Genomic DNA, 23,389 nt, shown 5'->3' on the forward strand with positions numbered 1-23,389 from the left:
CCGGCGATGCACTTGGGAGGGTTGCATGTCATATGACCGGGAATGTGTCGTTATGGGGTGTGACTCGGGCCACGCAGATTGGGCGTAACGCTCTTCCGGGAAGCGCGATGACTTAAGAGGTGATAGCCGAGGAGGGAATACGAGCGGCGTACGTGACGCTGTTCAACTCCCCGGTTGCCCCTGCGCCGTCGGTCCATCCCCACCGGCGGTCGTCGGCTCCGATCCACACTGGACGGGGTCGGAAGCCGTTTCCATCGTTCCGAGAGGTTGTTCGTGTCGGCCAGCACATCCCGTACGCTCCCGCCGGAGATCGCCGAGTCCGAGTCTGTGATGGCGCTCATCGAGCGGGGAAAGGCTGATGGGCAGATCGCCGGCGATGACGTGCGTCGGGCCTTCGAGGCTGACCAGATTCCGCCAACCCAGTGGAAGAACGTTCTGCGCAGCCTCAATCAGATCCTCGACGAGGAGGGTGTGACGCTGATGGTCAGTGCCGCAGAGGCGCCCAAGCGCACCCGCAAGAGCGTCGCAGCGAAGAGTCCGGCAAAGCGCACCGCCACCAAGACCGTCGCGGCGAAGGCCGCCACGGTGAAGAAGGCCACCGCGGCGGCCGCCCCCCTGGGGGACGACCCGTCCGGTGAGCCGGAGGCTGCGCCTGCCAAGAAGGCCGTGGCGAAGAAGGCCACGGCCAAGAAGACGGTCGCCAAGAAGGCCACGGCCAAGAAGGCGACCGCCAAGAAGACGGCGGCCAAGAAGGACGTCGACGACCTGCTCGACGACGACACCGCCGAGGAGACCCCGGCGCCCGCCAAGGGCGACGCTCCCGAGGCCGCCGAAGGCACCGAGGCGGCCGGCTTCGTCCTGTCCGACGACGACGAGGACGACGCCCCGGCGCAGCAGGTCGCCGCGGCCGGAGCCACCGCCGACCCGGTGAAGGACTACCTCAAGCAGATCGGCAAGGTTCCGCTCCTCAACGCCGAGCAGGAGGTCGAACTCGCCAAGCGCATCGAGGCCGGCCTGTTCGCCGAGGACAAGCTTGCCACCGAGGAGAAGATCGCTCCCAAGCTCAAGCGTGAGCTGGAGATCATTGCCCAGGACGGCCGCCGGGCCAAGAACCACCTCCTGGAGGCCAACCTCCGACTGGTCGTCTCCCTGGCCAAGCGGTACACCGGTCGCGGCATGCTCTTCCTGGACCTGATCCAGGAGGGCAACCTCGGTCTGATCCGTGCGGTCGAGAAGTTCGACTACACCAAGGGCTACAAGTTCTCGACCTACGCGACGTGGTGGATCCGTCAGGCCATCACCCGCGCCATGGCCGACCAGGCCCGCACCATCCGTATCCCCGTCCACATGGTCGAGGTCATCAACAAGCTCGCGCGCGTCCAGCGCCAGATGCTCCAGGACCTGGGCCGTGAGCCCACCCCGGAGGAGCTGGCCAAGGAGCTCGACATGACCCCTGAGAAGGTCATCGAGGTCCAGAAGTACGGTCGCGAGCCGATTTCGCTGCACACCCCGCTGGGCGAGGACGGCGACAGCGAGTTCGGTGACCTCATCGAGGACTCCGAGGCGGTCGTCCCGGCCGACGCGGTCAGCTTCACGCTTCTGCAGGAGCAGCTGCACTCGGTCCTGGACACGCTCTCCGAGCGTGAGGCCGGTGTGGTCTCGATGCGCTTCGGCCTCACCGACGGCCAGCCCAAGACGCTGGACGAGATCGGCAAGGTCTACGGCGTCACGCGTGAGCGGATCCGCCAGATCGAGTCCAAGACCATGTCGAAGCTGCGTCACCCGTCGCGCTCCCAGGTGCTGCGCGACTACCTCGACTAGCAGATCCGGCACGGACACCCTGCGAGCCCGGTCCTCCCGTCATGGGAGGGCCGGGCTCGCAGCCGTCCGGGTGCGGGAGGCGGCCGTTTGGGTCACTCTTGGTGGGCGATCGCTGTCTCAGAGTCAGGAGCTCGTATGCGCCCTTTCCTCCGCGCCGTACCCGGAGCCCTCGCGCTGGTCCTTGCCATACCGATGACGGCGACCGCTGACGAGTCGGTGGTCGGCGGTCAGCCCGTACAGGCCACACAGAGCCCCTGGGTGGTGGCTCTGGCGTCCCAGGACCGGTTCGGCGGTGAACGGTCCGGGCAGTTCTGCGGTGGCGTGCTGGTCGGCCGCTCAACCGTTGTCACGGCGGCGCACTGTCTGAGCGAAGAAGTGCTGGGTGTGCCCTGGCGGCAGGTGCGTGATCTGCGCGTCATCACCGGCCGGGAGGATCTCGCCCGCGCCGGCGGGCAGGAGCTCAAGGCGACGAAGGTGTGGGTCAGCCCGCAGTACGACAGCTGGACGAACGAGAGCGACATGGCGGTGCTCACCCTGGAGAAGCCGGTGACCAACCGGGCGATCCCGATAGCCGACAGTGGCTCCGGCGCCTATGAGCCGGGCGCTGCCGCCACCGTCTACGGGTGGGGTGACACCACGGGGGAGGGCAGCTATGCGACGCGGCTGCGTTCCGCGCGGGTGAATGTCCTGCCGGACTCGGAGTGCGCGCAGGCGTACCCCGGGGGCGCCGACGGCACGTACAAGGCCGCCTCGATGCTGTGTGCTGGTGAGCCGCAGGGCGGGCGGGACGCCTGCCAGGGCGACAGCGGCGGGCCGCTGGTCGTGCAGGGGCGCTTGGTGGGGCTGGTGTCCTGGGGGACCGGCTGCGGGAAGCGGGGGAACCCCGGGGTCTATACGCGCGCCTCGGCGCTGATCCCGGAGGTCGCCGCACATGGCGCCGGCTGAGAGCCCGGAGCCGCCGCGCAGCCTGTGAGCGTACGAGTGCGGGCGGTCTCCCCGGTTGTGCCGGGGAAGCCGCCCGCAACACGGCACATGGGCCGCTACTCGCTCGTCGTCGTGGATGCGATGTGTCAGCGGTCCTCTTCGGACGCAGACGCCGGAGTGGCGGTGAGCCGCTCCGTCTCGTCCTGTATTTCCGCGGCGATCTTCTTGAGTTCTGGCTCGAACTTGCGACCGTGGTGGGCGCAGAAGAGCAGTTCTCCGCCGGACATCAGGACGACGCGCAGGTATGCCTGGGCGCCGCAGCGGTCGCAGCGGTCAGCGGCCGTCAGCGGGCTCGCGGGTGTCAGAACAGTAGTCACGTCGCCTCTTCTCTAGCTCGACGAGCTGTCGTACCAGGGTCAACATCCAACCAGGCCGAAAACGTTCCCGCTCGTGCCTATTCCTCGAAAAAAATCTCCGAGGAGGGCCGGGTGCTGCCGGGTGGCGGCGAATGAGCCGTATTGCTTGGTGGTCTGATTCACGTTGGTTGCTGGGATATGTCCTCCCGGCTGGCTTGCCGGTCGTTGATGAGGACGTGCCCGGAGCCTAAATGGTTCATGCCTCGAAGGGAACGTGATGTTCACGTCACCTCGCCCTCACCCCATCGAGGGATCGAACGAACGATCGAAATTCTACTAGCATGGGAGCGCTTACGGGTGGCGTCGCATCGGCTCTACTGGGCCTCGGTACCCTCTGACCGGCGACACCGCCACAACAGAGTCCGCGGAATGCGGACTGCCAGAAATTCAGCGAGGAGCGAACCGCGTGACCGCCGAGATGTCCGTGCCGTCCACCGCAGTGCTGACCGGGGCAGACCGGGACGGTTCCAACTACACCGCGCGGCATCTGCTCGTCCTCGAGGGGCTGGAGGCCGTCCGCAAGCGCCCCGGCATGTACATCGGCTCGACGGACAGCCGTGGCCTGATGCACTGCCTGTGGGAAATCATCGACAATTCCGTCGATGAGGCGCTGGGCGGCTACTGCGACCACATCGAGGTGATCCTCCACGACGACGGTTCGGTGGAGGTCCGTGACAACGGCCGCGGCATCCCCGTCGACGTCGAGCCCAAGACCGGGCTCAGCGGCGTCGAGGTCGTGATGACCAAACTGCACGCGGGCGGCAAGTTCGGCGGCGGCTCCTACGCCGCGTCGGGCGGCCTGCACGGCGTCGGCGCATCGGTCGTCAACGCCCTGTCCGCACGCCTCGACGTCGAGGTGGACCGCAACAGCAAGACCCACTCGATCAGCTTCCGCCGCGGCGTTCCCGGGATCTTCACCGAATCCGGCCCGGACGCTCCGTTCGACCCGGGCAACGGCCTGCTCAAGGGCAAGAGGGTCGCCAAGGCGAAGACCGGCACCCGGGTGCGCTACTGGGCGGACCGCCAGATCTTCCTCAAGGACGCCAAGCTCTCCTTGGAGACGCTGTACGCCAGGGCCCGCCAGACGGCCTTCCTGGTGCCCGGCCTGACCCTCGTCGTCCGCGACGAACGCGGCATCGAGGGCGCGGGCAAGACGGAAGAGACCTTCCACTACGACGGCGGCATCAGCGAATTCTGCGAGTACCTCGCGCAGGACAAGGCCGTGTGCGACGTCCTGCGGCTGACCGGCCAGGGCACGTTCAAGGAGACCGTGCCGGTGCTCGACGACCGCGGTCACATGACACCGACCGAAGTCACCAGGGAACTGGGTGTCGACATCGCGCTGCGCTGGGGGACCGGCTACGACGCGACGATCAAGTCCTTCGTCAACATCATCGCGACTCCCAAGGGCGGCACGCACGTCTCCGGGTTCGAGCGGTCGATCGCCAAGACCGTCAACGAAGCGCTCCGGTCGACCAAGCTCCTGAGGGTCGCCGAGGACGACGTCGTCAAGGATGACGCCATGGAGGGCCTCACCGCCGTCGTGACCGTACGGCTGGCCGAGCCGCAGTTCGAGGGGCAGACCAAGGAAGTGCTCGGCACCTCCGCCGCGTCCCGGATCGTCGCCCAGGTGGTCAGCAAGGAACTCAAGGCATTCCTGACCTCCACGAAGCGGGACGCCAAGCAGCAGGCGCGGGCCGTCCTGGAGAAGGTCGTGGCCGCGGCCCGTACGCGCATCGCCGCTCGCCAGCACAAGGAGGCGCAGCGCAGGAAGACGGCGCTGGAGTCCTCCTCGCTGCCGGCCAAGCTGGCCGACTGCCGCAGTGACGACGTCGACCGCAGCGAACTGTTCATCGTCGAGGGCGACTCGGCGCTCGGCACCGCGAAGCTGGCGCGGAATTCGGAGTTCCAGGCGCTGCTGCCGATCCGCGGCAAGATCCTCAATGTCCAGAAGTCATCGATTTCGGACATGTTGAAGAACGCCGAATGCGGATCCATCATCCAGGTCATAGGGGCAGGATCCGGCCGCACCTTCGACATCGACACCGCCCGTTACGGCAAGGTCATCTTCCTTGCCGACGCCGACGTCGACGGTGCCCACATCCGCTGCCTGCTGCTGACGCTGTTCCAGCGCTACATGCGGCCGATGGTCGAGCAGGGCCGCGTCTTCTCCGCCGTTCCGCCCTTGCACCGCGTCGAACGAATCAACCCCAAAAAGGGCCAGGAAAAGTACATTTACACGTACTCCGACAACGAACTGCGTCAGACGCTGCTCGAACTCCAGCGCAAGAACATCCGCTACAAGGACAGCATCCAGCGGTACAAGGGCCTGGGCGAGATGGACGCCGACCAGCTCGCCGAGACCACCATGGACCCCCGGCACCGCACCCTGCGGCGGATCAACATCAGCGATCTCGAAGCGGCGGAGCGGGCGTTCGATCTCCTGATGGGCAACGAGGTCGCACCCCGCAAGGAATTCATCACCAACTCCGCGTCCACACTGGACCGGTCGCGCATCGACACCTGAGCCGTCACCGGCCGCCCCGGAGGGCGTCTCTCCACCCACGGGTGGAGAGACGCCCTCCGCGTTTTCCACCCCCTCCCCACCCTGGCTCCGATCCGCCGGGAGGGCCCGCTCCGTAGCGTCGGAGACGTCGGAATTCCCCGCCCCACGGAGGCCCAGGCCATGAGCGGCTTGTTCAACATCGTTGTGATCGTCGCGGTGGTCGCGATCGTTCTCGTCCGCCAGTTCCAGGCGCAGCGGGTGTCCGACAACAAGAAGTGGTGGCTGATTCCCGTCGTCCTCATCGTGCTGGCGCTACGCGAGCCCGGCCTCCTGGATCCCGCACACCGGGTGGCCTCCGCCGTGCTGCTCGCTGTCGGCCTCCTCATCGGCCTGGCCGGCGGAGCCGCGTGGGCCTGGACCACCACGATGTGGACCGACGAGACCGGTGCCGTCTGGACGAAGGGCAGCCGGACGACGGCCCTTGTCTGGCTCGCCGGACTCGCCGTCCGTCTGGGAGTGGTCGGAATCGGCGCGCTCCTGGGCGTCCACCAGGGCACACCGGCCATGATGCTGTCCGTCGCCGCGATGCTGTTGACCCGCAGTGGGGTCACGGTCGGGAAGGCCCGGTCCGTACGGCCCGCGTACCGTGTTCCTGTTGGTGGCTGAGAAGCGTCGCCACCCACCGGAAGGACCGTGTGTGCCGTTGACCACCTGGACGAGCTGGCCCCTACGGGAGTCGCTCGCCCGTGACGACCTGACCGACGTCCGACGGTGGATCGGCCGGATCGTCCGCATCGTCCTGGTCGCCGCCCTCGTGTGGGCCACCCTGGCGCGGTCGGATTTCCACGTCCGGGGCATGGCCGTCGCCGCCGCCGGGATCGTGCTGAGCGTGCTGGCGTTCCACGGCTTCAACCGGCTGACCCTGCGCCGGCGACTGTGGCCCTCCCTCGGGCTGCTGCTGGCCATGGAAGTCGGCGCGTTCGCCTTCCTGGCCGCGGGGGCCTCACTGCCCGCACTGGTCCTGTGGTGCGGCTGCGCCATCACCGCGATGGAACGGCTGCCACTCGCCGCCGCCGTCGTGTGCTCCGCCGCCGCACTCGGCGCCTACGCCGCCGTCAACCACGACAGTTGGCTCACGACCACCACGACGACAGCGGGGCTCGCCCTCGCCGGCTACGTGCTGCGGCTGGACTTGGAGGCGCGCGGCAACGCTCACCGCCTGCTCGCGCAGGAACGTGCCGCGCGCAAGGCCGAGGCCGAGACGGCGGCACTCGCCGAACGCGGCCGTATCGCACGGGAGATCCACGACGTCCTCGCACACAGCCTGAGCGCACAACTGGTCCACCTGGAGGCGGCGAGGCTGCTCATCCACCGCAGCACCGACCTGGAAGCGGACCGCGAGCAGATCCTCGAACGGGTGGTGGCGTGCCGGGGGATGGCCCGCGAGGGCCTGGACGGCACCCGTGAAGCGCTGTCGGCACTCCGTGGGGAGATGGTCCCGGTCGAGGACTTCCTGCGCGATCTGACGGCCGCTGAGGGCGCGCAGTTGGCCGTTGCGGGGGAGCGTCGCACGCTGTCGCCGGAAGCCGGGCTCGCGGTCCGCAGAGTCGCCCAGGAGGCGCTGACGAACGTACGCAAACACGCCCCGGGTGCCCGGGTGACCGCCCTCCTGGAGTACGAGGAAAGCAGCGTCATCCTGGAGGTGCGGAACTCACGAGGGCGCGGCAAACCCGGAGAGCTGGCCTCCAGTGGCTCCGGGTACGGTCTCCTGGGGATGCGGGAGCGCGCCGAACTTCTCGGTGGAACGCTGGAATCCGGCCCCGTCAAGGAGGGTTTCGTGGTGCGGTTGCAGGTGCCCGCATGACGGCGCAGCCGGCCCGCGTGGTGGTCGCGGACGATCAGACCGTGGTGCGCGAGGGAATCGTGATGCTGCTGGGACTGCTGCCCGGTGTCGAAGTCGTGGGATCGGCCCCGGACGGCGAGGAAGCCGTCCGCATGGTCGCCGAACTCGCCCCCGACGTCGTCCTGATGGACCTGCGGATGCCCCGCTGCGACGGCGTCGAAGCCACCCGCCGCATCCGGGCGGACCACCCGGGCACCCAGGTGGTGGTCCTCACCACCTACGCCGACGACGACTCGCTCTTCCCCGCGCTCCAGGCCGGTGCCCGCGGATACCTCACCAAAGACGCGGACGGCGACGAAATCGTCCGGGCCATCGACGACGTGCTGTCCGGGGAAGCCGGACTGTCGCCCAAGATCCAGCGACGTTTGCTGGAGCGCTTCGCGGAACCCGTACGGGACTTGCCGCAACCCGCGGACGAACCACCCGACGGACTGACCGCGCGCGAGGTCGAGGTGCTGCGGCTCGTCGCCGAAGGGCAGTCGAACCCGGAGATCGCCCGCAGCCTGCACGTCTCCACCGCCACGGTGAAGACCCACATCAACAACCTCTTCGGCAAAGCGGGGCTGCGGGACCGTGCACAGGCGATCCACTACGCGTACCGTCACGGCCTCGCGCAGCCACCTAGGTAAATCCGTCACCTGATGGGGTGAAGGATACGGAAGGAAGAGTCCTGGAACTTCCTTTCTGTCCATCCTTGAGGCACACGGTCAACAGGCCCGTGCGACAAGGAGTGTTCGGTGGACAAGCACGACGGCCGCACGGCCGCAGAGCCAGAGGTCGGACCGCTCGACGGCCCCTGGAGCGACGCACTCGCCCTCAGGTGGGACGAGTGGGACTACCCGACGGACCACGGCGACGAAACACACGCCATCCCGGCGGCTCCGCCGGTACCGAAACCGAGGTCCGCGGAGCACGACGAGGTGTACCTCGCCGTGCAGCGCAGCGCCGCCTTCCAAGAAGTACGCCGCCGCTACCGGGGTTTCGTCATCCCGGCCACCGTCCTCTTCCTGGTCTGGTACCTCGCCTACGTCATCGCCGCGACGGCCGCCCCGCACCTCATGGCCCGCCACGTCATCGGGGCCGTCAACGTCGCGATGCTGGCCGGACTCGGCCAGTTCATCACCACGTTCTTCCTCACCTGGGCGTACGCGCGCCACGCCCGTCTTCGCCGTGACAACGCCGCGCTGGACATCCGCTGGGAGACCCAGGAGCTGACGGGAGGGAACCTCCGTTGACCGGCGACCACCAGTCCCTGGCCCTCATCCTGTTCAGCGTGTTCGTCGCGGTCACTCTGGGGATCACCACCTGGGTGAGCCGCCGTCGGCACGGCTCCGCTGAAGAGTTCTACGCCGGCGGCCGGCTCTTCTCCCCTCTGGAGAACGGCTTCGCCATCGCCGGCGACTACATGTCGGCGGCGTCCTTCCTCGGCATCTCCGGACTCATCGCCCTCTTCGGCTACGACGGCCTCCTCTACTCCGTGGGATTCCTCGTCGCCTGGCTGGTTGTGCTGTTTCTCGTCGCCGAACTGGTCCGCAACTGCGGCCGGTTCACCCTCGCCGACGTCCTGGCCGCCAGGATGCGTGAACGCCCCGTACGCATCGCCGCCGGAACCGCTTCGGTCACCGTCTCCGTGCTCTATCTGGTCGCCCAGATGGTCGGCGCCGGCAGCCTCGTCGCTCTGCTGCTGGAAGGCGCGGGTGCGCAGGAACGCGCCTGGATGGTGATCGGCGTCGGCGCCCTCATGGTCGTCTATGTCGCCTGCGGAGGGATGCGGGCCACCACCTGGATCCAGATCGTCAAAGCCGTACTCCTCATGGGCGGTGCCATCGCACTGACCGTCCTGGTACTCGCCCGTTTCCACGGCGACATCAACACCCTCTTGACGACCGCCGCCGAACGCAGCGGCCACGGAAGTGACTTCCTCGCTCCGGGCCTCAAATACGGCGGTGGCTGGACGGAGCGACTGGACTTCATCAGTCTCGGCCTGGCACTGGTCCTCGGAACGGCCGGGCTGCCGCACATCCTGTCCCGCTTCTACACCGTCCCCACGGCGCGCGCCGCCCGCCGGTCCGTCATCTGGTCCATCGGCCTGATCGGCGGGTTCTACCTGATGACGATCGTGCTCGGCTTCGGAGCGGCGGCGGTGCTCGGCAGCGACGCGGTACGGGTCTCCAACAGCGCGGGCAACACCGCGGTCCCGCTGCTCGCCCTGGACCTGGGCGGCGGCGCCGGCTCCACGGGCGGCACGGTGCTGTTCGCCGTCGTGGCGGCTGTCGCCTTCGCCACCATCCTGGCTGTCGTCGCCGGCATCACGCTTGCCTCGTCGGCCTCCGTGGCCCACGACCTCTACGCAACGCTCAAGCGCAACCGCCCGACGAAGCCGGGTCGGGCACACAGCGAGGTGACCGTGGCACGCGTCGCGGCTGTCGCAGTCGGCGCGGTGGCCATTGCCCTCGCGCTGCTCGCCCAGGACCTGAACGTCGCATTCCTCGTCGGTCTGGCCTTCGCCGTGGCGGCATCGGCCAACCTGCCGGTACTGCTCTACGCGCTGTTCTGGCGCCGGTTCACGACCAAGGGCGCCGTCTGGTCCGTGTACGGCGGCCTGGTACCGGCCATCGTGCTCGTAGTCCTGTCACCAGTGGTTTCCGGCAGCCCGACGGCGATCTTCCCAGGGCTGGACTTCCAGCTCTTCCCCCTGGAGAACCCCGGTGTCGTATCGATTCCACTGGGCTTCCTCATGGGATGGCTGGGGACCGTGACCTCTCCGGAGCCCGCCGACGCGGCCCGTCATGCGGAGACCGAAGTGCGGGCGCTGACCGGGGCAGGAGCGGCGTAGGCGCGAACCGCGGCCTACACCCAGTCGTAGCGGTGCTCGGGGCGTCCGGTCTCGCCATACCTGAGGGTGAGACGGACGCGCCCGGTCCGCTCGAGCAGCTTGAGATAGCGCTGCGCCGTCTGCCGACTGAGACCTGCCTGCACGGCGACGTCCTGGGCGGAGAGCGGGGCGTCAGCGGTCCGCAGCACGGACCGCACACGGTCGGCGGTGGCCGCGGAATGCCCTTTGGGCAGTTCCGCCGGGCTCGCACCCGTAGCGCTCAACGCGCCGAAGATACGGTCCACTTCGGACTGCTCCGCCTGCCCGCCGCCCTCGAAAGCGCGATGCAGCGCCGCGTAGCCCTCCAGCTTGGAGCGCAGGCCGGCAAACGTGAACGGTTTCACCAGGTACTGCAGCGCGCCCTGACGCATTGCTGCCTGAACCGTCGCGATGTCACGAGCGGCCGTCACCATGATGACGTCGGCTAGCAGACCACGTCGGCGCAGGACGCTCACCAGGTGGAGGCCCGTTTCGTCCGGCAGGTAGTGGTCCAGGAGGATCAGATCGACGGGGTGCGCGTCCAGAGCGGCCAGTGCGTCGGCAACGGTGTGTGCCATGCAAGTGACCCGGAACCCCGGGACCTTGGCGACGTAGGCAGCATTGATCTCCGCGACGCGCGTGTCGTCGTCCACGACCAGTACGTCGATCACCGGCAGGCTCCCGTGGCGTCGTCGTCGGGGTGGGCGGGCGCGGTGTCTTTACCGCCCCTAGGAGCGTGGATTTCCGTGGCTGTCCCGGGGTGGGCCGCGGCATACAGGTCGGGAAGTGCGTCGGAGAAGGCGTCGGGGAGCGTGACGGTGAACATCGCTCCACCGCCGGGGCGTTCACCAACCTCTGCTCTGCCTCCGTATCGCTCGGCGAGTCGGCGAACCAGTGCCAAACCGATGCCACGGCGACCGTGGGCCGGCGGGTCCTTCGTCGTCCAGCCTTCGGTGAAGATCTCGGCGCGTTGTGCTTCGGGAACGCCCGGACCGTTGTCGCAGACGCGGACGACCGCGGTCCGTCCTTCGGCGCGTACCTCCACTTCGAGCCGTGCATCGCGCGTCGTCGCCGTCGCATCCAGGGCGTTGTCCACCAGGTTGCCGAGAACGGTCACGAGACTGTGCGGATCTATCAGCTGGTCGGGGAGGTGGGTGTCGGTGGAGATGCTGAGTGAAGCACCGCGTTCGGCGGCGACAGTCGCCTTGCCCACCAGGAGGGCAGCGAGTAGCGGGTCGTGAATGCGCTCGGTGACCTGCTCGGCGGTTGCCCGGTGTACCCCGACAGCTTGCGTCACGAAGTCGGCGGCCTCCTCGTGAAGGCCCAGTTCCAGCAGGCCAAGGAGCGTATGTAGACGATTGGCATGCTCGTGGTCCTGCGCCCGGAGGGCGTCGATCAGCCCACGAGTGCCATCCAACTCACGCCCCAGCCGTTCCAGCTCGGTTCGGTCACGCAGGGTGATAACTGCACCACCGTCGTCGGTCAGCATGCGATTGACGACGAGCGCACGCTGTCCGCTGACGGCCAGTAGGTCTGCTCCGGATACCCGGCCGGCCAGCACGTCTGCTGTACGGCCTGGAGGGAGCACGGTGTCCGAGGGGTGCCCGGCGTCCTCGGTGCGTAGGTCCAGGAGCCGTTGTGCCTCGTCGTTCATCAGGCGGATCCGGCCGTGCCGGTCCAGTGCGAGGAAGCCTTCGCGGATGCCGTGCAGCATCGCCTCGCGTTCGTTGAGCAGGGCGGTGATGTCGGAGAACGCCAAGTCATGGGTGCGTCGCTGGACGCGACGGGACACAAGGTAGGTGGCCACGGCACCCACGGCCAAGGCGCCGCCTGCGTAAGCCAGCAGTTGGGGGACGGTCGACAACAGCCGCTCGTGCACGCTCTCGTACGCGATGCCAACCGACACTGCGCCGATGATCTTGCCGTTCGCATCCCGCAAGGGCACCTTGCCGCGTGCGGACCTTCCGAGGGTGCCTTCGTCGATCTGCATGATGTCGCGGCCCGATAGGGCAGCGCTGGGATCGGTGGAGACATGGCGCCCGATCTCATCGGGATCGGTGTGTGACCACCGCACGCCGTGATTGTCCATGACCACGACGTACTCGGCGCCGGTCGCGGTACGGATCCGTTCGGCTGCGTTCTGAACGGGGCCGTGAGGCGTCGGCTCCGAGGCCACCAGAGCGTCGTCCAAACGCGGCTCGGCTGCGGTCGTTTGCGCGATGGCCAAGGCGCGGTGCATCGCCTGATTGTCGAGTTCGGTGCTGAGAGGGGCGAGGAACAGCCCAGTTGCCAACCCCGTGACGCCGGTCGTGATCGCCAGCTGCATCAGCAACACCTGGGAGAACACACGGCGTGGCCATCCCAAGTGTGGGAGGGGTAGGCGTTTGCGGTCGGCGGCTCGGCCGGTGCCACCCACAGACTGATCACCGGTACCGGCCACGCCCGAAAACGGCCGCGCAGCGCTTTGCGGCTGACGGGCCGAAGCTCCACGTCGGGGTGGCGGGCCGAGAAACGGGGCGGAGCCCGAGCGCCCAGTGGCTCTCGGGCACGGAGCTGGTGCTTCCTTCTCGACCATGTGAACGAACAGTAAGTGTCGCGGTGGCCGGCTCGGCAATGGGGTTCAAAGGTTTCCGGAAGGTGCTCGTAGAGCAACGGAAGCCCGACTTTGAGTGACTATCGGCGGCGCGCTCGGCGAGTTATCCACAGGCCTTTCGGCTACGCATTGTCAGGTCTTAGCCTCGCGGGTGTGAGGGGAAAACGCTCGCGGCTTGGCCCAGGAGCCAGCAGCAGCCGGAGCGGGGAAGAGCTGGAAACGATGAGTCGACGGGGGAGCGGGACCTGTGGTGACAGAGCTGCGGAGTGTTGCATGGAAGGGGCTCGCCGTGCCGTTAGTGGTCCCGGCTTTCGGCCTGGGGCTTGCGGTGGCGCTGGGGCTGACCATCGGGTTTGCCTGTGCGCGAGATGGGGGACCTTCTGGTGCTCTCGGACAGAGAGCACGTCGGCGGGGCCCTTCCAGGAGAGTCGACCACTCGGCCGAGTCTCGAGGGTCAGGTGAACGGAAGTATGGGCACGTCGATCGGCGTCATGGCCAAGTTGCCAGGAACAGCCGCGATGTCGGTCACGGCCATACGCGAAGGTGGGCCGAACAGCGCGCCACAGCTCGCGGGCGCCGGAGCACCATCGGACCGTTGCTCGACCACGACCTGCCACATGCGTCCGTCGGAGTGCGCGACGGACACAGTCCAGGCGGGGGTACTCCCCGTGGAGGCGCTGTCACCGGGAGGCGTGTTGGCACTCCTCGATTCGGGCCGCATCGAGTCGGCCCGTACGACATCGAGTGCGTCCGCCCGATCCTCCCCCAGAAGGTCGCGGATGGCGAGCTCGGCGGCCTGTCCAGGCCGATCCCAAGCGGACCGGCCTCGGCAGTGGTCGAGCGTGATCCTGCCATTGCGCGCCGCGTCCACGGCGGTCTTGACCAGCTGAGCCGAGGCGCGACCGTAGGCGTAGCCAAAGGGGAGCACGAAGAGGGTGGGCGCGAACCGGTGGCCCCCGATATGCGTGACCTCCCAGGTGTCGGCGCCGCTGGACAGGAGCTCAGCAGCGAGCGGACGTCCGAGAACAGCACAGCAACGGTCCCGCCTGCCGTTGGTGCAGACGAGGACTACGGGGTCACCCGTGTGCGGGTTCCACAATCCGCCGTGATCGCCGAACCCCAGGGCGCCAAAATCCAGCCGGAGCGCGGCCTGCAGGTCGGTAACTGTCGTCGTACGGATCCAGGAACAGCCCGGCGCGGTGTACGCGAGGAAGAGCCGGCGGGAGGGCGTTCCATGGCCGTCGGCGTGTCGTCCGGGCCTTCGGATGAGGGCGACACGGACTCCGGTACCCGTTGTCGCAGCTTCCAGAGCTCGGCCGATGTGCGGGTCGAGGTGGCTGTCCGTAAGCGCCTTCTTGCCCCACGGGCCGGGTTGTTCGATGAGCAGCCAGGTTCGGGCGGTAGCCGCAGTTCCGGCCAAGAGTTCGGCCGCTTCGAGGGAAGCGGTGGTGCAGGTGCTCACGAAGGTGACCCTAACCTGCCTGGTCGGGAGACGGATGCGGGTGGGTGGGGAGACGGTGCCCAAGGAGATGCGCGTCGTGGGGCACGTACCCGACGTGGAGGTCGGCGACCTCGCTCCCGCGCGGCAGGAGGCGGGAAGGGCCAGCGGCGCAGAGCTTCTGTCACGAGGCCCAGGGGCACGGGGCCTAGGCAGGCCCGCGGACAACGAGAGCGGCGACGTTGATCGTGCCCGGCGCGCAGGCGTGAGGCGTTGCTGACCGTTCGATCACTGACGGTGGCGAGCAGTGCTGCGATACGGAGCGCTCCTTCGCGTCGGTTCTTACGGACCTGCTGGTCGTGGCAGCGGCCCTGCAGGGCGTTGTGCTGGATCGCTCGGTCCGGGAGCGGCGGGTCGCGGTACGGCCAGGCGTAGGGGTGGGGATCGGGCCTGTTTCGGCTTTGGCGGTCCGTTACGATCGACAGCTCGTTCGCCGCCGGTTCGCACGGTTCGCCATCCGCAGCTCGTACCCGGCGCCCGCACTATGGAGGCGCACCCCTTGGCCACGCAGCAGATTCCGGTTGTCGTCCTCGCGGGCTTTCTGGGGTCGGGCAAGACGACGCTGCTCAATCATCTGCTCGCCGCTGGCGACGGAACGCGCATCGGCGCGATCGTCAATGACTTCGGCAGCATCGAAATCGATGCGATGGCCGTCGCCGGTCAGGTGGACTCGATGGTGTCGCTCGGCAATGGTTGCCTGTGTTGCGCTGTCGACACCAGTGAACTGGATGACTATCTGGAGCGCCTCGCCCGGCCCGCGGCTCGTATCGACGTGATTGTCATCGAGGCAAGTGGCTTGGCCGAACCGCAAGAACTCATCCGCATGATCCTGGCCAGTGAGAACAGCCGCATCGTCTACGGCGGGCTGGTCGAGGTCGTCGACGCGGCAGAGTTCGAAGCGACACGCGCCCGCCACCCGGAGCTCGACCGTCACGTGGCGATCGCTGACATTGTCGTGCTCAACAAGGCTGATCGCATCGGAGACGCGAGACGAGCGCAGCTCAGGGACACGTTGGCGGAGCTTGCTCCGGGGCGGCCGGTGATCAGCGCTGCGTACGGGCGGGTCGATCCAGAGCTGTTCTTCGACCGCGGGCCAGGTGAGGACGACGATGAGGCTGTCCGGCAGCTGTCGTTCGAGGACCTGCTGAGGGAGACAGCTGCCTACCGGACGGAGGCTGTCGGCAGCACCGATCCATCGGACCACGTACCGGACCTTCGGTCCTCGTACGGATACACCGATCAGCACAGCAACGATCCGTACGATGACAGCCCCTACAGCAACATCCCGGACAGTGAAGAGCCGAAGGGTGACGCGCAGTCGTCGCCCCTTGGGGCGCAGTCGCATGACGGCCTGGGCCTGCTGCGGGATCAGCTCGGTGGATATGTCGACTCAGGTGTGCACGACGGGCACACTCACGTCACTGGTGAGCAGTGTTCCGATGGCTGTCACACCGAGCATCTGCACAGCGCCTACGAGAGCGTGGAGTTCACGTCGGAACAGCCGATGCATCCGCGTCGGTTGATGGAGTTTCTCGACAGTCGTCCCGCCGGTCTGTATCGCATCAAGGGGTTCGTTCACTTTGATGTGCCGGGTAGCAGGCAGAAGTTCGGCCTGCATGCGGTCGGTGACTTCTTGCGGTTCTACCCGTCGGCTTGGGAGCGCGGCGAGGTACGTAGTACGCAGCTTGTGCTGATCGGTAGTGGGATTGATGCGGCGGCGCTGCGCAAGGAGTTGGAGGGCTGTCGCCACGTTGCGGCAGGTGATGCTGCGTCGCGTACGGCGGACACGGACACCAACGTCGCCGGGCATGACCCCGCCGCCCCGGAGGACGACTTCTTGGAGCGGAGCATGTGGGGCGTGCTGCGGTACGTCGCCGGCCAGGCAGCCGCTGAGTGGTAGGTGACCGGGCGGCTGGTGCCGTAGGCCCGGAGGGCAGCCCGGCATGTCCGGCACCACGCCTGGTGGTAGCAGCAACCACCAGGCGGACCACGCCCGGAGGCCGGAGAAGAAAGACAAGGCGAAGGCCGCGCCGTGGCCGTCAGGTGGTGGTGCCCGTCCTACGGGGCAGCCGCCCAACGGCCGCAGCGCGGCCATTGCCGCCGGATGTCGCTATACCGGGCCCGCCACTGCCGACACCGTCTTGGTGAGCGGCACGCCCGAGCCGTCGCGGCGCGGGTCCACCTCGGGCAGGTTCACCGGGGAGCCCTTGGCGTCCGCGGCGTGGGGAGGTGCGGCTCCGGCCCAGGCGAAGGTCAGGCAGTCCTCGCCCTTCAGGAAGCGCTGGCAGCGCACGCCGCCGGTCGCCCGGCCCTTGCGCGGGTACTGGTCGAACGGCGTCAGCTTGGCCGTCGCCTCCGAGTCGTCCAGGGTGCCGTGCGATCCGGCGATGGTGAAGACCATGGCGTCGGCGGCCGGATCGACCGCGCTGAACGCGATGACCTTCGCGCCCTCGCCGAGTTTGATGCCCGTCATGCCACCCGCCGGACGGCCCTGCGGCCGGACCTGCGCCGCCTGGTAGCGCAGCAGTTGGGCCTCGTTGGTGATGAAGACCAGGTCTTCCTCGCCGGTGCGCAGCTCGACGGCGCCGACGATGCGGTCGCCCTCCTTGAGGGTGATGACCTCCAACTCGTCCTTGTGCGCCGGGTAGTCGGGCACCACCCGCTTGACGACGCCCTGTTCGGTGCCGAGGGCGAGGCCGGGTGAGGACTCGTCCAGCGTCGTCAGGCAGATCAGCTGTTCGCCGTCCTCCAGCGTCAGGAACTCCGCGAGCGGGGCGCCGCCGGAGAGGCTGGGGGCGGCGGCGGTGTCCGGGAGCTGCGGCAGATCGATCACCGGGAGGCGCAGCAGCCGGCCCGTTGACGTCACGGCGCCGACCTCGCCGCGGGTCGTCGCCGGCACCGCCGAGACGATGGCGTCGTGCTTGACCCGCTTGGCGTCGGCGTCGAACGGTACGTCGCCGCCTGCCGTGCGCGCCAGCAGCCCCGTCGACGACAGCAGCACCCGGCACGGGTCGTCGGAGACCTCCAGCGGCACCGAGGCGACCGAGGTGCCCGCCGACTCCAGCAGCACCGTACGACGGTCCGTGCCGTACTTCTTGGCGACGGCGGCCAGTTCGCCGGAGACCAGCTTGCGCAGCTCGGTGTCCGACTCCAGAATGCGGGTCAGTTCCTCGATCTCGGCCTGCAGGCGGTCGCGCTCCGACTCCAGCTCGACGCGGTCGAACTTGGTCAGCCGGCGCAGCGGGGTGTCGAGGATGTACTGCGTCTGGATGTCGCTGAGCGAGAAGCGCTCGATCAGCCGCTCCTTGGCCTGGGCGCTGTTCTCGCTGGACCGGATGAGCCGGATGACCTCGTCGATGTCGACGAGGGCGGTGAGCAGTCCTTCCACCAGGTGGAGACGGTCGCGCCGCTTGGCGCGGCGGAACTCGCTGCGCCGCCGCACCACGTTGAAGCGGTGGTCGACGTAGACCTCGAGCAGTTCCTTGAGGCCCAGCGTCAGCGGCTGGCCGTCCACCAGGGCGACGTTGTTGATGCCGAAGGACTCCTCCACCGGCGTCAGCTTGTAGAGCTGTTCCAGGACGGCTTCCGGGTTGAAGCCGTTCTTGATCTCGATGACCAGGCGCAGGCCGTGCTCGCGGTCGGTGAGGTCCTTGACATCGGCGATGCCCTGCAGCCGCTTCGAGCCGACCAGGTCCTTGATCTTGGAGATGACCTTCTCGGGGCCCACGGTGAAGGGGAGTTCGGTGATGACCAGCCCCTTGCGGCGCGCCGTGACGTTCTCCACGGCCACGGTGGCGCGGATCTTGAACGAGCCGCGGCCCTTCTCGTACGCGTCCCGTACGCCGCTCAGGCCGACGATCCGGCCGCCCGTCGGCAGGTCGGGCCCCGGCACGAAGCGCATCAGGGTTTCGAGGTCGGCGTTCGGATGCTTGATCAGGTGGCGGGCCGCGGCGATCACCTCGCCGAGGTTGTGCGGCGGCATGTTCGTCGCCATTCCCACCGCGATGCCCGACGCGCCGTTGACCAGGAGGTTGGGGTACGCGGCGGGGAGGGCGACCGGCTCCTGCTCCTGGCCGTCGTAGTTCGGCGCGAAGTCGACGGTGTCCTCGTCGATGGACTCCGTCATCAGGGACGTCGCCGACGCCATCCGGCACTCGGTGTACCGCATCGCGGCGGGCGGGTCGTCGTTGCCGAGCGAGCCGAAGTTGCCGTGGCCGTCGACCAGGGGCAGCCGCATCGAGAACGGCTGCGCCATGCGCACCAGCGCGTCGTAGATGGAGGCGTCACCGTGCGGGTGGAGCTTACCCATCACCTCGCCGACGACCCGGGCGCACTTGACGTAGCTGCGTTCGGGCCGCAGGCCCATCTCGTTCATCTGGTACAGGATGCGGCGGTGCACGGGCTTGAGGCCGTCGCGGGCGTCCGGCAGGGCGCGGGAGTAGATGACCGAATACGCGTACTCGAGATAGGAACCCTGCATCTCGTCGACGACGTCGATGTCGAGGATTCTCTCCTCGAAGTCGTCCGGCGGCGGCGGGGTCTTCGTGCTGCGGCGGGCCATCGCGGCTGCGGCTCCTTCTGCTGCGTCTACTGCCGATGTGGGGTCGACCGGCCGTTGGGTGAACAGCCGCCGGTCCGACCGGCTGGGGGATCGACCGGTGAGTCTGCCTGAGTCTGACGCGGACCATTGTGGACCGCCCCACTGACAACGCCGACCGCGACTCCCCCTCAGCCTGCCCGCCGCCGGCCGCGGACCGCTCGTACGGGGTCGCTCGGGCGGGAACTTCGCCAGATGCCGACGCGCTTGCATACAGTGACAGAACTTCCTCGCAAGCGGATCGAAGGGACGTACATGCCCATGGGTCACACGGCCACAGAACAAGCCGGCTCCGGCGGACTGACAGCGACCGAGCACCGGCTGGCCAATGGCCTGCGCGTGGTGCTCTCCGAAGACCACCTGACGCCGGTGGCGGCCGTCTGCCTGTGGTACGACGTCGGCTCCCGCCACGAGGTGAAGGGCCGTACGGGCCTGGCCCACCTCTTCGAGCACCTCATGTTCCAGGGTTCCGGGCAGGTCAAGGGCAACGGCCACTTCGAGCTCGTCCAGGGCGCCGGCGGCTCGCTGAACGGCACCACGAGCTTCGAGCGGACCAACTACTTCGAGACCATGCCCGCCCACGAGCTGGAGCTCGCGCTCTGGCTGGAGGCGGACCGGATGGGCTCGCTGCTGACGGCGCTCGACGACGATTCCCTGGAGAACCAGCGGGACGTCGTCAAGAACGAGCGCCGCCAGCGCTACGACAACGTCCCCTACGGCACGGCCTTCGAGAAGCTGACGGCCATGGCGTACCCGGAGGGCCACCCGTACCACCACACCCCCATCGGGTCGATGGCCGACCTGGATGCCGCGTCCCTGGAGGACGCGCGGGCGTTCTTCCGCACGTACTACGCGCCCAACAACGCGGTCCTGTCGGTCGTCGGTGACATCGACCCCGAGGAGACGCTGGCGTGGATCGACAAGTACTTCGGGTCGATCCCCATGCACGACGGCAAGCAGCCGCCGCGCAGCGGCGAACTGCCCGAGACCATGGGCGCCCAGCTGCGCGAGATCGTCGAGGAGGAGGTGCCGTCCCGCGCCCTGATGGCGGCCTACCGCCTGCCGCACGACGGCACCCGTGAGGCCGACGCCGCCGACCTGGCGCTGACCGTCCTGGGCGGCGGTGAGTCCTCGCGGCTCTACAACCGCCTGGTGCGCCGCGACCGCAGCGCCGTCGCCGCCGGCTTCGGTCTGCTGCGGCTGGCCGGTGCGCCGTCCCTGGGCTGGCTGGACGTCAAGACGTCCGGTGGCGTGGCGGTGCCGGACATCGAGAGCGCCGTCGACGAGGAGCTGGCCCGCTTCGCCGCGGAGGGGCCGACCCCGGAGGAGATGGAGCGCGCGCAGGCCCAGTTGGAGCGCGAGTGGCTGGACCGTCTCGCCACGGTCAGCGGCCGTGCCGACGAACTGTGCCGCTACGCCGTCCTGTTCGGCGACCCGCAGCTCGCGCTGTCCGCCGTGCAGCGTGTCCTGGAGATCACGCCGCAGGAGGTGCAGGCCGTCGCCCAGGCCCGGCTGCGCCCCGACAACCGCGCGGTGCTCGTGTACGAGCCGACCGCGGCCGACGAGACCGCCGACAACGACGAGGAGGCGGCCCAGTGAGCGACGCCGCGACCGCAGAATCCGCCATGACCGCGATGGAGTTCCACCCGCAGCCCCGGGGCGGTGCGCCCAAGCCGTGGGCCTTCCCTGCGCCCGAGCGCGGCGCGCTGCCCAACGGGCTCACGGTGCTGCGCAGTCACCGCCCCGGGCAGCAGGTCGTCGCCGTCGAGATCGACATCGTCGCGCCCCTGGAGTCCGAGCCCGAGGGGCTCGACGGCGTTGCCACGATCATGGCCCGCGCCCTGTCCGAGGGCACGGACAAGCACGACGCCGAGGAATTCGCCGCCGAACTGGAGCGCTGCGGCGCGACCCTGGACGCGCACGCCGACCACCCCGGTGTCCGGGTCTCCCTCGAAGTGCCGGCCTCCCGGCTGGCCCGCGCGCTCGGCCTGCTCGCCGACGCGCTGCGTGCCCCGGCCTTCCCCGACAGCGAGATCGAGCGTCTGGTCCGCAACCGCCTGGACGAGATCCCGCACGAGCTCGCCAACCCGGCGCGGCGTGCCGCGGTGGCGCTGTCCAGGGAGCTGTTCCCGGCCGCCTCCCGGATGTCGCGGCCCCGCCAGGGCACCGAGGAGACCGTCGAGCGCATCGACGCCCCCGCGGTACGGGCCTTCTACGAGGCCCATGTGCGCCCCGCCACGGCCACCGCCGTCATCGTCGGCGACTTCACCGGTGTCGACGTGGACGCCGCCCTCGCCGAGACCGTCGGCACGTGGACCGGCTCGCTCGCCGAACCGGTCGCCCCCTCGCCGATCACCGCCGACGACACCGGCCGCGTGGTGATCGTGGACCGCCCCGGTGCCGTCCAGACGCAGCTGCTCATCGGCCGTATCGGCGCCGACCGGCACGACCGGGTGTGGCCCGCGCAGGTGCTCGGCACGTACTGCCTGGGCGGCACCCTCACCTCGCGGCTCGACCGTGTGCTGCGCGAGGAGAAGGGCTACACCTACGGGGTGCGCGCCTTCGGCCAGGTGCTGCGCTCCTCGGCGCCCGATGCCCCCGGGGGGCACACGGGCGCCGCGATGCTCGCCATCAGCGGCTCGGTGGACACCGCCTCCACCGGCCCGGCGCTCGACGACCTGTGGACGGTGCTGCGCACCCTCGCGGCGGATGGCCTGACGGACGCCGAGCGGGATGTCGCCGTGCAGAACCTCGTCGGCGTCGCGCCGCTCCGGTACGAGACCGCGGCGGCGGTCGCCGGGACGCTCGCCGACCAGGTGGAGCAGCACCTGCCGGACGACTTCCAGGCGCAGTTGTACGCGCGGCTGGCCGAGACCGGCACGGTCGAGGCGACGGCCGCGGTGGTCAGCGCGTTCCCGGTGGACCGGCTGGTGACGGTCCTGGTCGGTGACGCGGCGCAGATCGCCGAGCCGGTCAAGGCGCTGGGCATCGGCGAGGTGACGGTCGTCAGCGGCTGACGTGCCGACAGGACGGTTGCCGTAGGCGGCCGTCCATGGAGCGACACAGGGGCTCCCGGGGTGTTCAACCGCCCCGGGAGCCCCTTTATGTCCGCATTCCCCCCGGCTGGTTGCGCGGTGCAGGTGTGGCGCTTCGCACAAACTGCCGGTTCTGTTTGCCGATCGAAAGACGCCCCGATTAGCGTCAACCCCGCTGTTCGTCAGCCGTACGCCGCAACCGTGGCACCGGACAGTCATCGCCGAGTCCCCGTACGGCGCGAGCCAGGGGAGCCGGGGACCCACATGTCCCCTGGGGTGAATCGGGTGCCTCTCCGGAGGAGCCCGTAGGAGACCTTCCTGCTCCGAACCCGTCAGCTAACCCGGTAGGCGAGAAGGAAGGAAAGGACAAGCCAGCACATGGCGTTCACCCGTGCCACCGGGAAGCACCGTCGTCCGAGCCGCACCGCGCGGACGACCCGCAACATCGCCGGCATAGCCGGTCTCGCCGCCACCGGCGTCGTCGCCTCCGTGGCCTCGCCCGCGCTGGCCGCCACGGCCCCCGCGAGCCCCCAGGACGCCGGCCTCGCGCACGCCGTCGTCCTCGGCGACGAACTCGCCGACCACGTCGCGGCGCAGGCCGACGCGCAGCAGGCCGTCGCCGAGGTCGCAGCGGCGAGGGAGAAGGCCGAGGACGAGGCCAAGAAGCAGGCCGAAGAGGCCAAGCGCCGCGCGCAGGAAGCCAAGGAGAAGGCCGACAAGGAGCGCGAGGCCAAGGCCCGCGCCGCCCGCGACGAAGAGCGCAAGCGCCTCAACGCCTTCGTCGCGCCTGTTACCGGCTCGTATGTCTCCACCGCCTACAAGGCGTCCAGCGGACTGTGGTCGTCCGGCAGCCACACCGGCATCGACTTCCACGCCGCCACCGGGACGCCCGTCCACGCCGTGGGTGCGGGCACCGTCGTCGAGGCCGGCGCGGGCGGCGCGTACGGCAACAACATCGTCATCAAGATGCACGACGGTACCTACACCCAGTACGGCCACATGTCGTCGCTCGGCGTCTCCGTCGGCCAGAGCGTCACACCGGGCCAGCAGATCGGCCTCTCCGGCGCCACCGGCAACGTCACCGGCCCGCACCTGCACTTCGAGGCCCGCACCGGCCCGGACTACGGGTCGGACATCGACCCGATCGCCTACCTCCGCTCGCACGGCGTCAACGTCTGACGCTCCGCACGCGAAGACACCGAAGCCCCGCCCGCAGGCACCTCCCGCGGCCGGGGCTTCGGC

The 23,389-nt window shown here is 68.9% G+C and carries 17 protein-coding genes and 1 riboswitch; of the genes, 12 read left to right on the forward strand and 5 right to left on the reverse strand.

The window, feature by feature from the left end; translation table 11 throughout:
• Positions 1-267 precede the first annotated feature (267 nt).
• Together ACIBK8_RS31790 and ACIBK8_RS31795 are read left to right on the forward strand one after the other, a co-directional pair.
• Entirely contained in the window at positions 268-1,821 is a 1,554-nt protein-coding gene (locus ACIBK8_RS31790; RefSeq protein ID WP_399045719.1) for an RNA polymerase sigma factor, read from the forward strand.
• 135 nt (positions 1,822-1,956) lie between these two features.
• Positions 1,957-2,766, forward strand: a complete 810-nt coding sequence (locus ACIBK8_RS31795; RefSeq protein WP_399045720.1) for a S1 family peptidase — start codon at positions 1,957-1,959, stop codon at positions 2,764-2,766.
• Between the two features lie 125 nt (positions 2,767-2,891).
• Here the strand turns inward: ACIBK8_RS31795 and ACIBK8_RS31800 are convergent, their stop codons facing one another.
• Positions 2,892-3,122: a hypothetical protein gene (locus tag ACIBK8_RS31800; protein ID WP_393686984.1), complete on the reverse strand. Its 231-nt coding sequence runs from the start codon at positions 3,120-3,122 to the stop codon at positions 2,892-2,894.
• Positions 3,123-3,567: 445 nt separating this feature from the next.
• Between ACIBK8_RS31800 and ACIBK8_RS31805 the strand changes: the two genes are divergently transcribed.
• The 6 genes from ACIBK8_RS31805 to ACIBK8_RS31830 all read left to right on the forward strand — a co-directional run bounded on the left by ACIBK8_RS31805 (position 3,568) and on the right by ACIBK8_RS31830 (position 10,406).
• Entirely contained in the window at positions 3,568-5,688 is a 2,121-nt protein-coding gene (locus ACIBK8_RS31805; protein WP_399045722.1) for a type IIA DNA topoisomerase subunit B, read from the forward strand.
• A 159-nt stretch (positions 5,689-5,847) separates the two neighbouring features.
• On the forward strand, positions 5,848-6,333 hold the full coding sequence (locus tag ACIBK8_RS31810) for a DUF1453 domain-containing protein (protein ID WP_399045723.1): 486 nt from the start codon (positions 5,848-5,850) through the stop codon (positions 6,331-6,333).
• Between the two features lie 31 nt (positions 6,334-6,364).
• Positions 6,365-7,531, forward strand: coding sequence for a sensor histidine kinase (locus ACIBK8_RS31815; RefSeq protein ID WP_399045725.1), 1,167 nt, complete (start codon positions 6,365-6,367; stop codon positions 7,529-7,531).
• Complete coding sequence (locus ACIBK8_RS31820; RefSeq protein ID WP_399045727.1) at positions 7,528-8,199, forward strand: response regulator; 672 nt, start codon at positions 7,528-7,530, stop codon at positions 8,197-8,199. Before ACIBK8_RS31815 ends, ACIBK8_RS31820 begins: the two co-directional genes overlap by 4 nt.
• Positions 8,200-8,307: 108 nt before the next feature.
• A complete protein-coding gene (locus tag ACIBK8_RS31825) occupies positions 8,308-8,805 on the forward strand; it encodes a DUF485 domain-containing protein (protein ID WP_393686979.1) in 498 nt (165 codons plus the stop codon).
• The gene (locus tag ACIBK8_RS31830) at positions 8,802-10,406 is read left to right on the forward strand and encodes a cation acetate symporter (RefSeq protein WP_399045729.1); all 1,605 of its coding nucleotides are present in this window, start codon (positions 8,802-8,804) and stop codon (positions 10,404-10,406) included. Before ACIBK8_RS31825 ends, ACIBK8_RS31830 begins: the two co-directional genes overlap by 4 nt.
• Before the next feature lie 14 nt (positions 10,407-10,420).
• Here ACIBK8_RS31830 and ACIBK8_RS31835 read toward each other — a convergent pair whose 3' ends face one another.
• The 3 genes from ACIBK8_RS31835 to ACIBK8_RS31845 form a co-directional block, all read right to left on the reverse strand.
• On the reverse strand, positions 10,421-11,095 hold the full coding sequence (locus tag ACIBK8_RS31835) for a response regulator (RefSeq protein WP_399045731.1): 675 nt from the start codon (positions 11,093-11,095) through the stop codon (positions 10,421-10,423).
• Positions 11,092-12,750 carry an ATP-binding protein gene (locus tag ACIBK8_RS31840; RefSeq protein ID WP_399045732.1) on the reverse strand — a complete coding sequence of 553 codons (1,659 nt, stop codon included), beginning with the start codon at positions 12,748-12,750 and terminating at the stop codon, positions 11,092-11,094. The genes ACIBK8_RS31835 and ACIBK8_RS31840 overlap by 4 nt, the downstream gene beginning before the upstream one ends.
• 721 nt (positions 12,751-13,471) lie before the next feature.
• Positions 13,472-14,479, reverse strand: a complete 1,008-nt coding sequence (locus ACIBK8_RS31845) for a sucrase ferredoxin (protein WP_399045734.1) — start codon at positions 14,477-14,479, stop codon at positions 13,472-13,474.
• A 535-nt stretch (positions 14,480-15,014) separates the two neighbouring features.
• On the opposite strand from ACIBK8_RS31845, the gene ACIBK8_RS31850 reads away from it, so the two are divergent.
• Complete coding sequence (locus ACIBK8_RS31850) at positions 15,015-16,415, forward strand: CobW family GTP-binding protein (protein ID WP_399045736.1); 1,401 nt, start codon at positions 15,015-15,017, stop codon at positions 16,413-16,415.
• Positions 16,416-16,625: 210 nt separating this feature from the next.
• Here ACIBK8_RS31850 and ACIBK8_RS31855 read toward each other — a convergent pair whose 3' ends face one another.
• Entirely contained in the window at positions 16,626-19,076 is a 2,451-nt protein-coding gene (locus ACIBK8_RS31855; protein ID WP_399045738.1) for a DNA topoisomerase (ATP-hydrolyzing) subunit A, read from the reverse strand.
• A 297-nt stretch (positions 19,077-19,373) separates the two neighbouring features.
• Here ACIBK8_RS31855 and ACIBK8_RS31860 point away from each other — a divergent pair, with 297 nt between their 5' ends.
• From ACIBK8_RS31860 to ACIBK8_RS31870, 3 genes are all read left to right on the forward strand, one after another.
• On the forward strand, positions 19,374-20,711 hold the full coding sequence (locus ACIBK8_RS31860) for a M16 family metallopeptidase (RefSeq protein WP_399045761.1): 1,338 nt from the start codon (positions 19,374-19,376) through the stop codon (positions 20,709-20,711).
• A 35-nt stretch (positions 20,712-20,746) separates the two neighbouring features.
• Positions 20,747-22,129, forward strand: a complete 1,383-nt coding sequence (locus ACIBK8_RS31865; RefSeq protein WP_399045762.1) for a M16 family metallopeptidase — start codon at positions 20,747-20,749, stop codon at positions 22,127-22,129.
• 227 nt (positions 22,130-22,356) lie between these two features.
• Positions 22,357-22,513, forward strand: a riboswitch (cyclic di-AMP (ydaO/yuaA leader).
• A 12-nt stretch (positions 22,514-22,525) separates the two neighbouring features.
• On the forward strand, positions 22,526-23,326 hold the full coding sequence (locus ACIBK8_RS31870; protein WP_399045739.1) for a M23 family metallopeptidase: 801 nt from the start codon (positions 22,526-22,528) through the stop codon (positions 23,324-23,326).
• Positions 23,327-23,389: the final 63 nt, after the last annotated feature.

It is taken from the genome of Streptomyces sp. NPDC050161 (assembly GCF_044460025.1).
Taxonomy (GTDB): domain Bacteria; phylum Actinomycetota; class Actinomycetes; order Streptomycetales; family Streptomycetaceae; genus Streptomyces.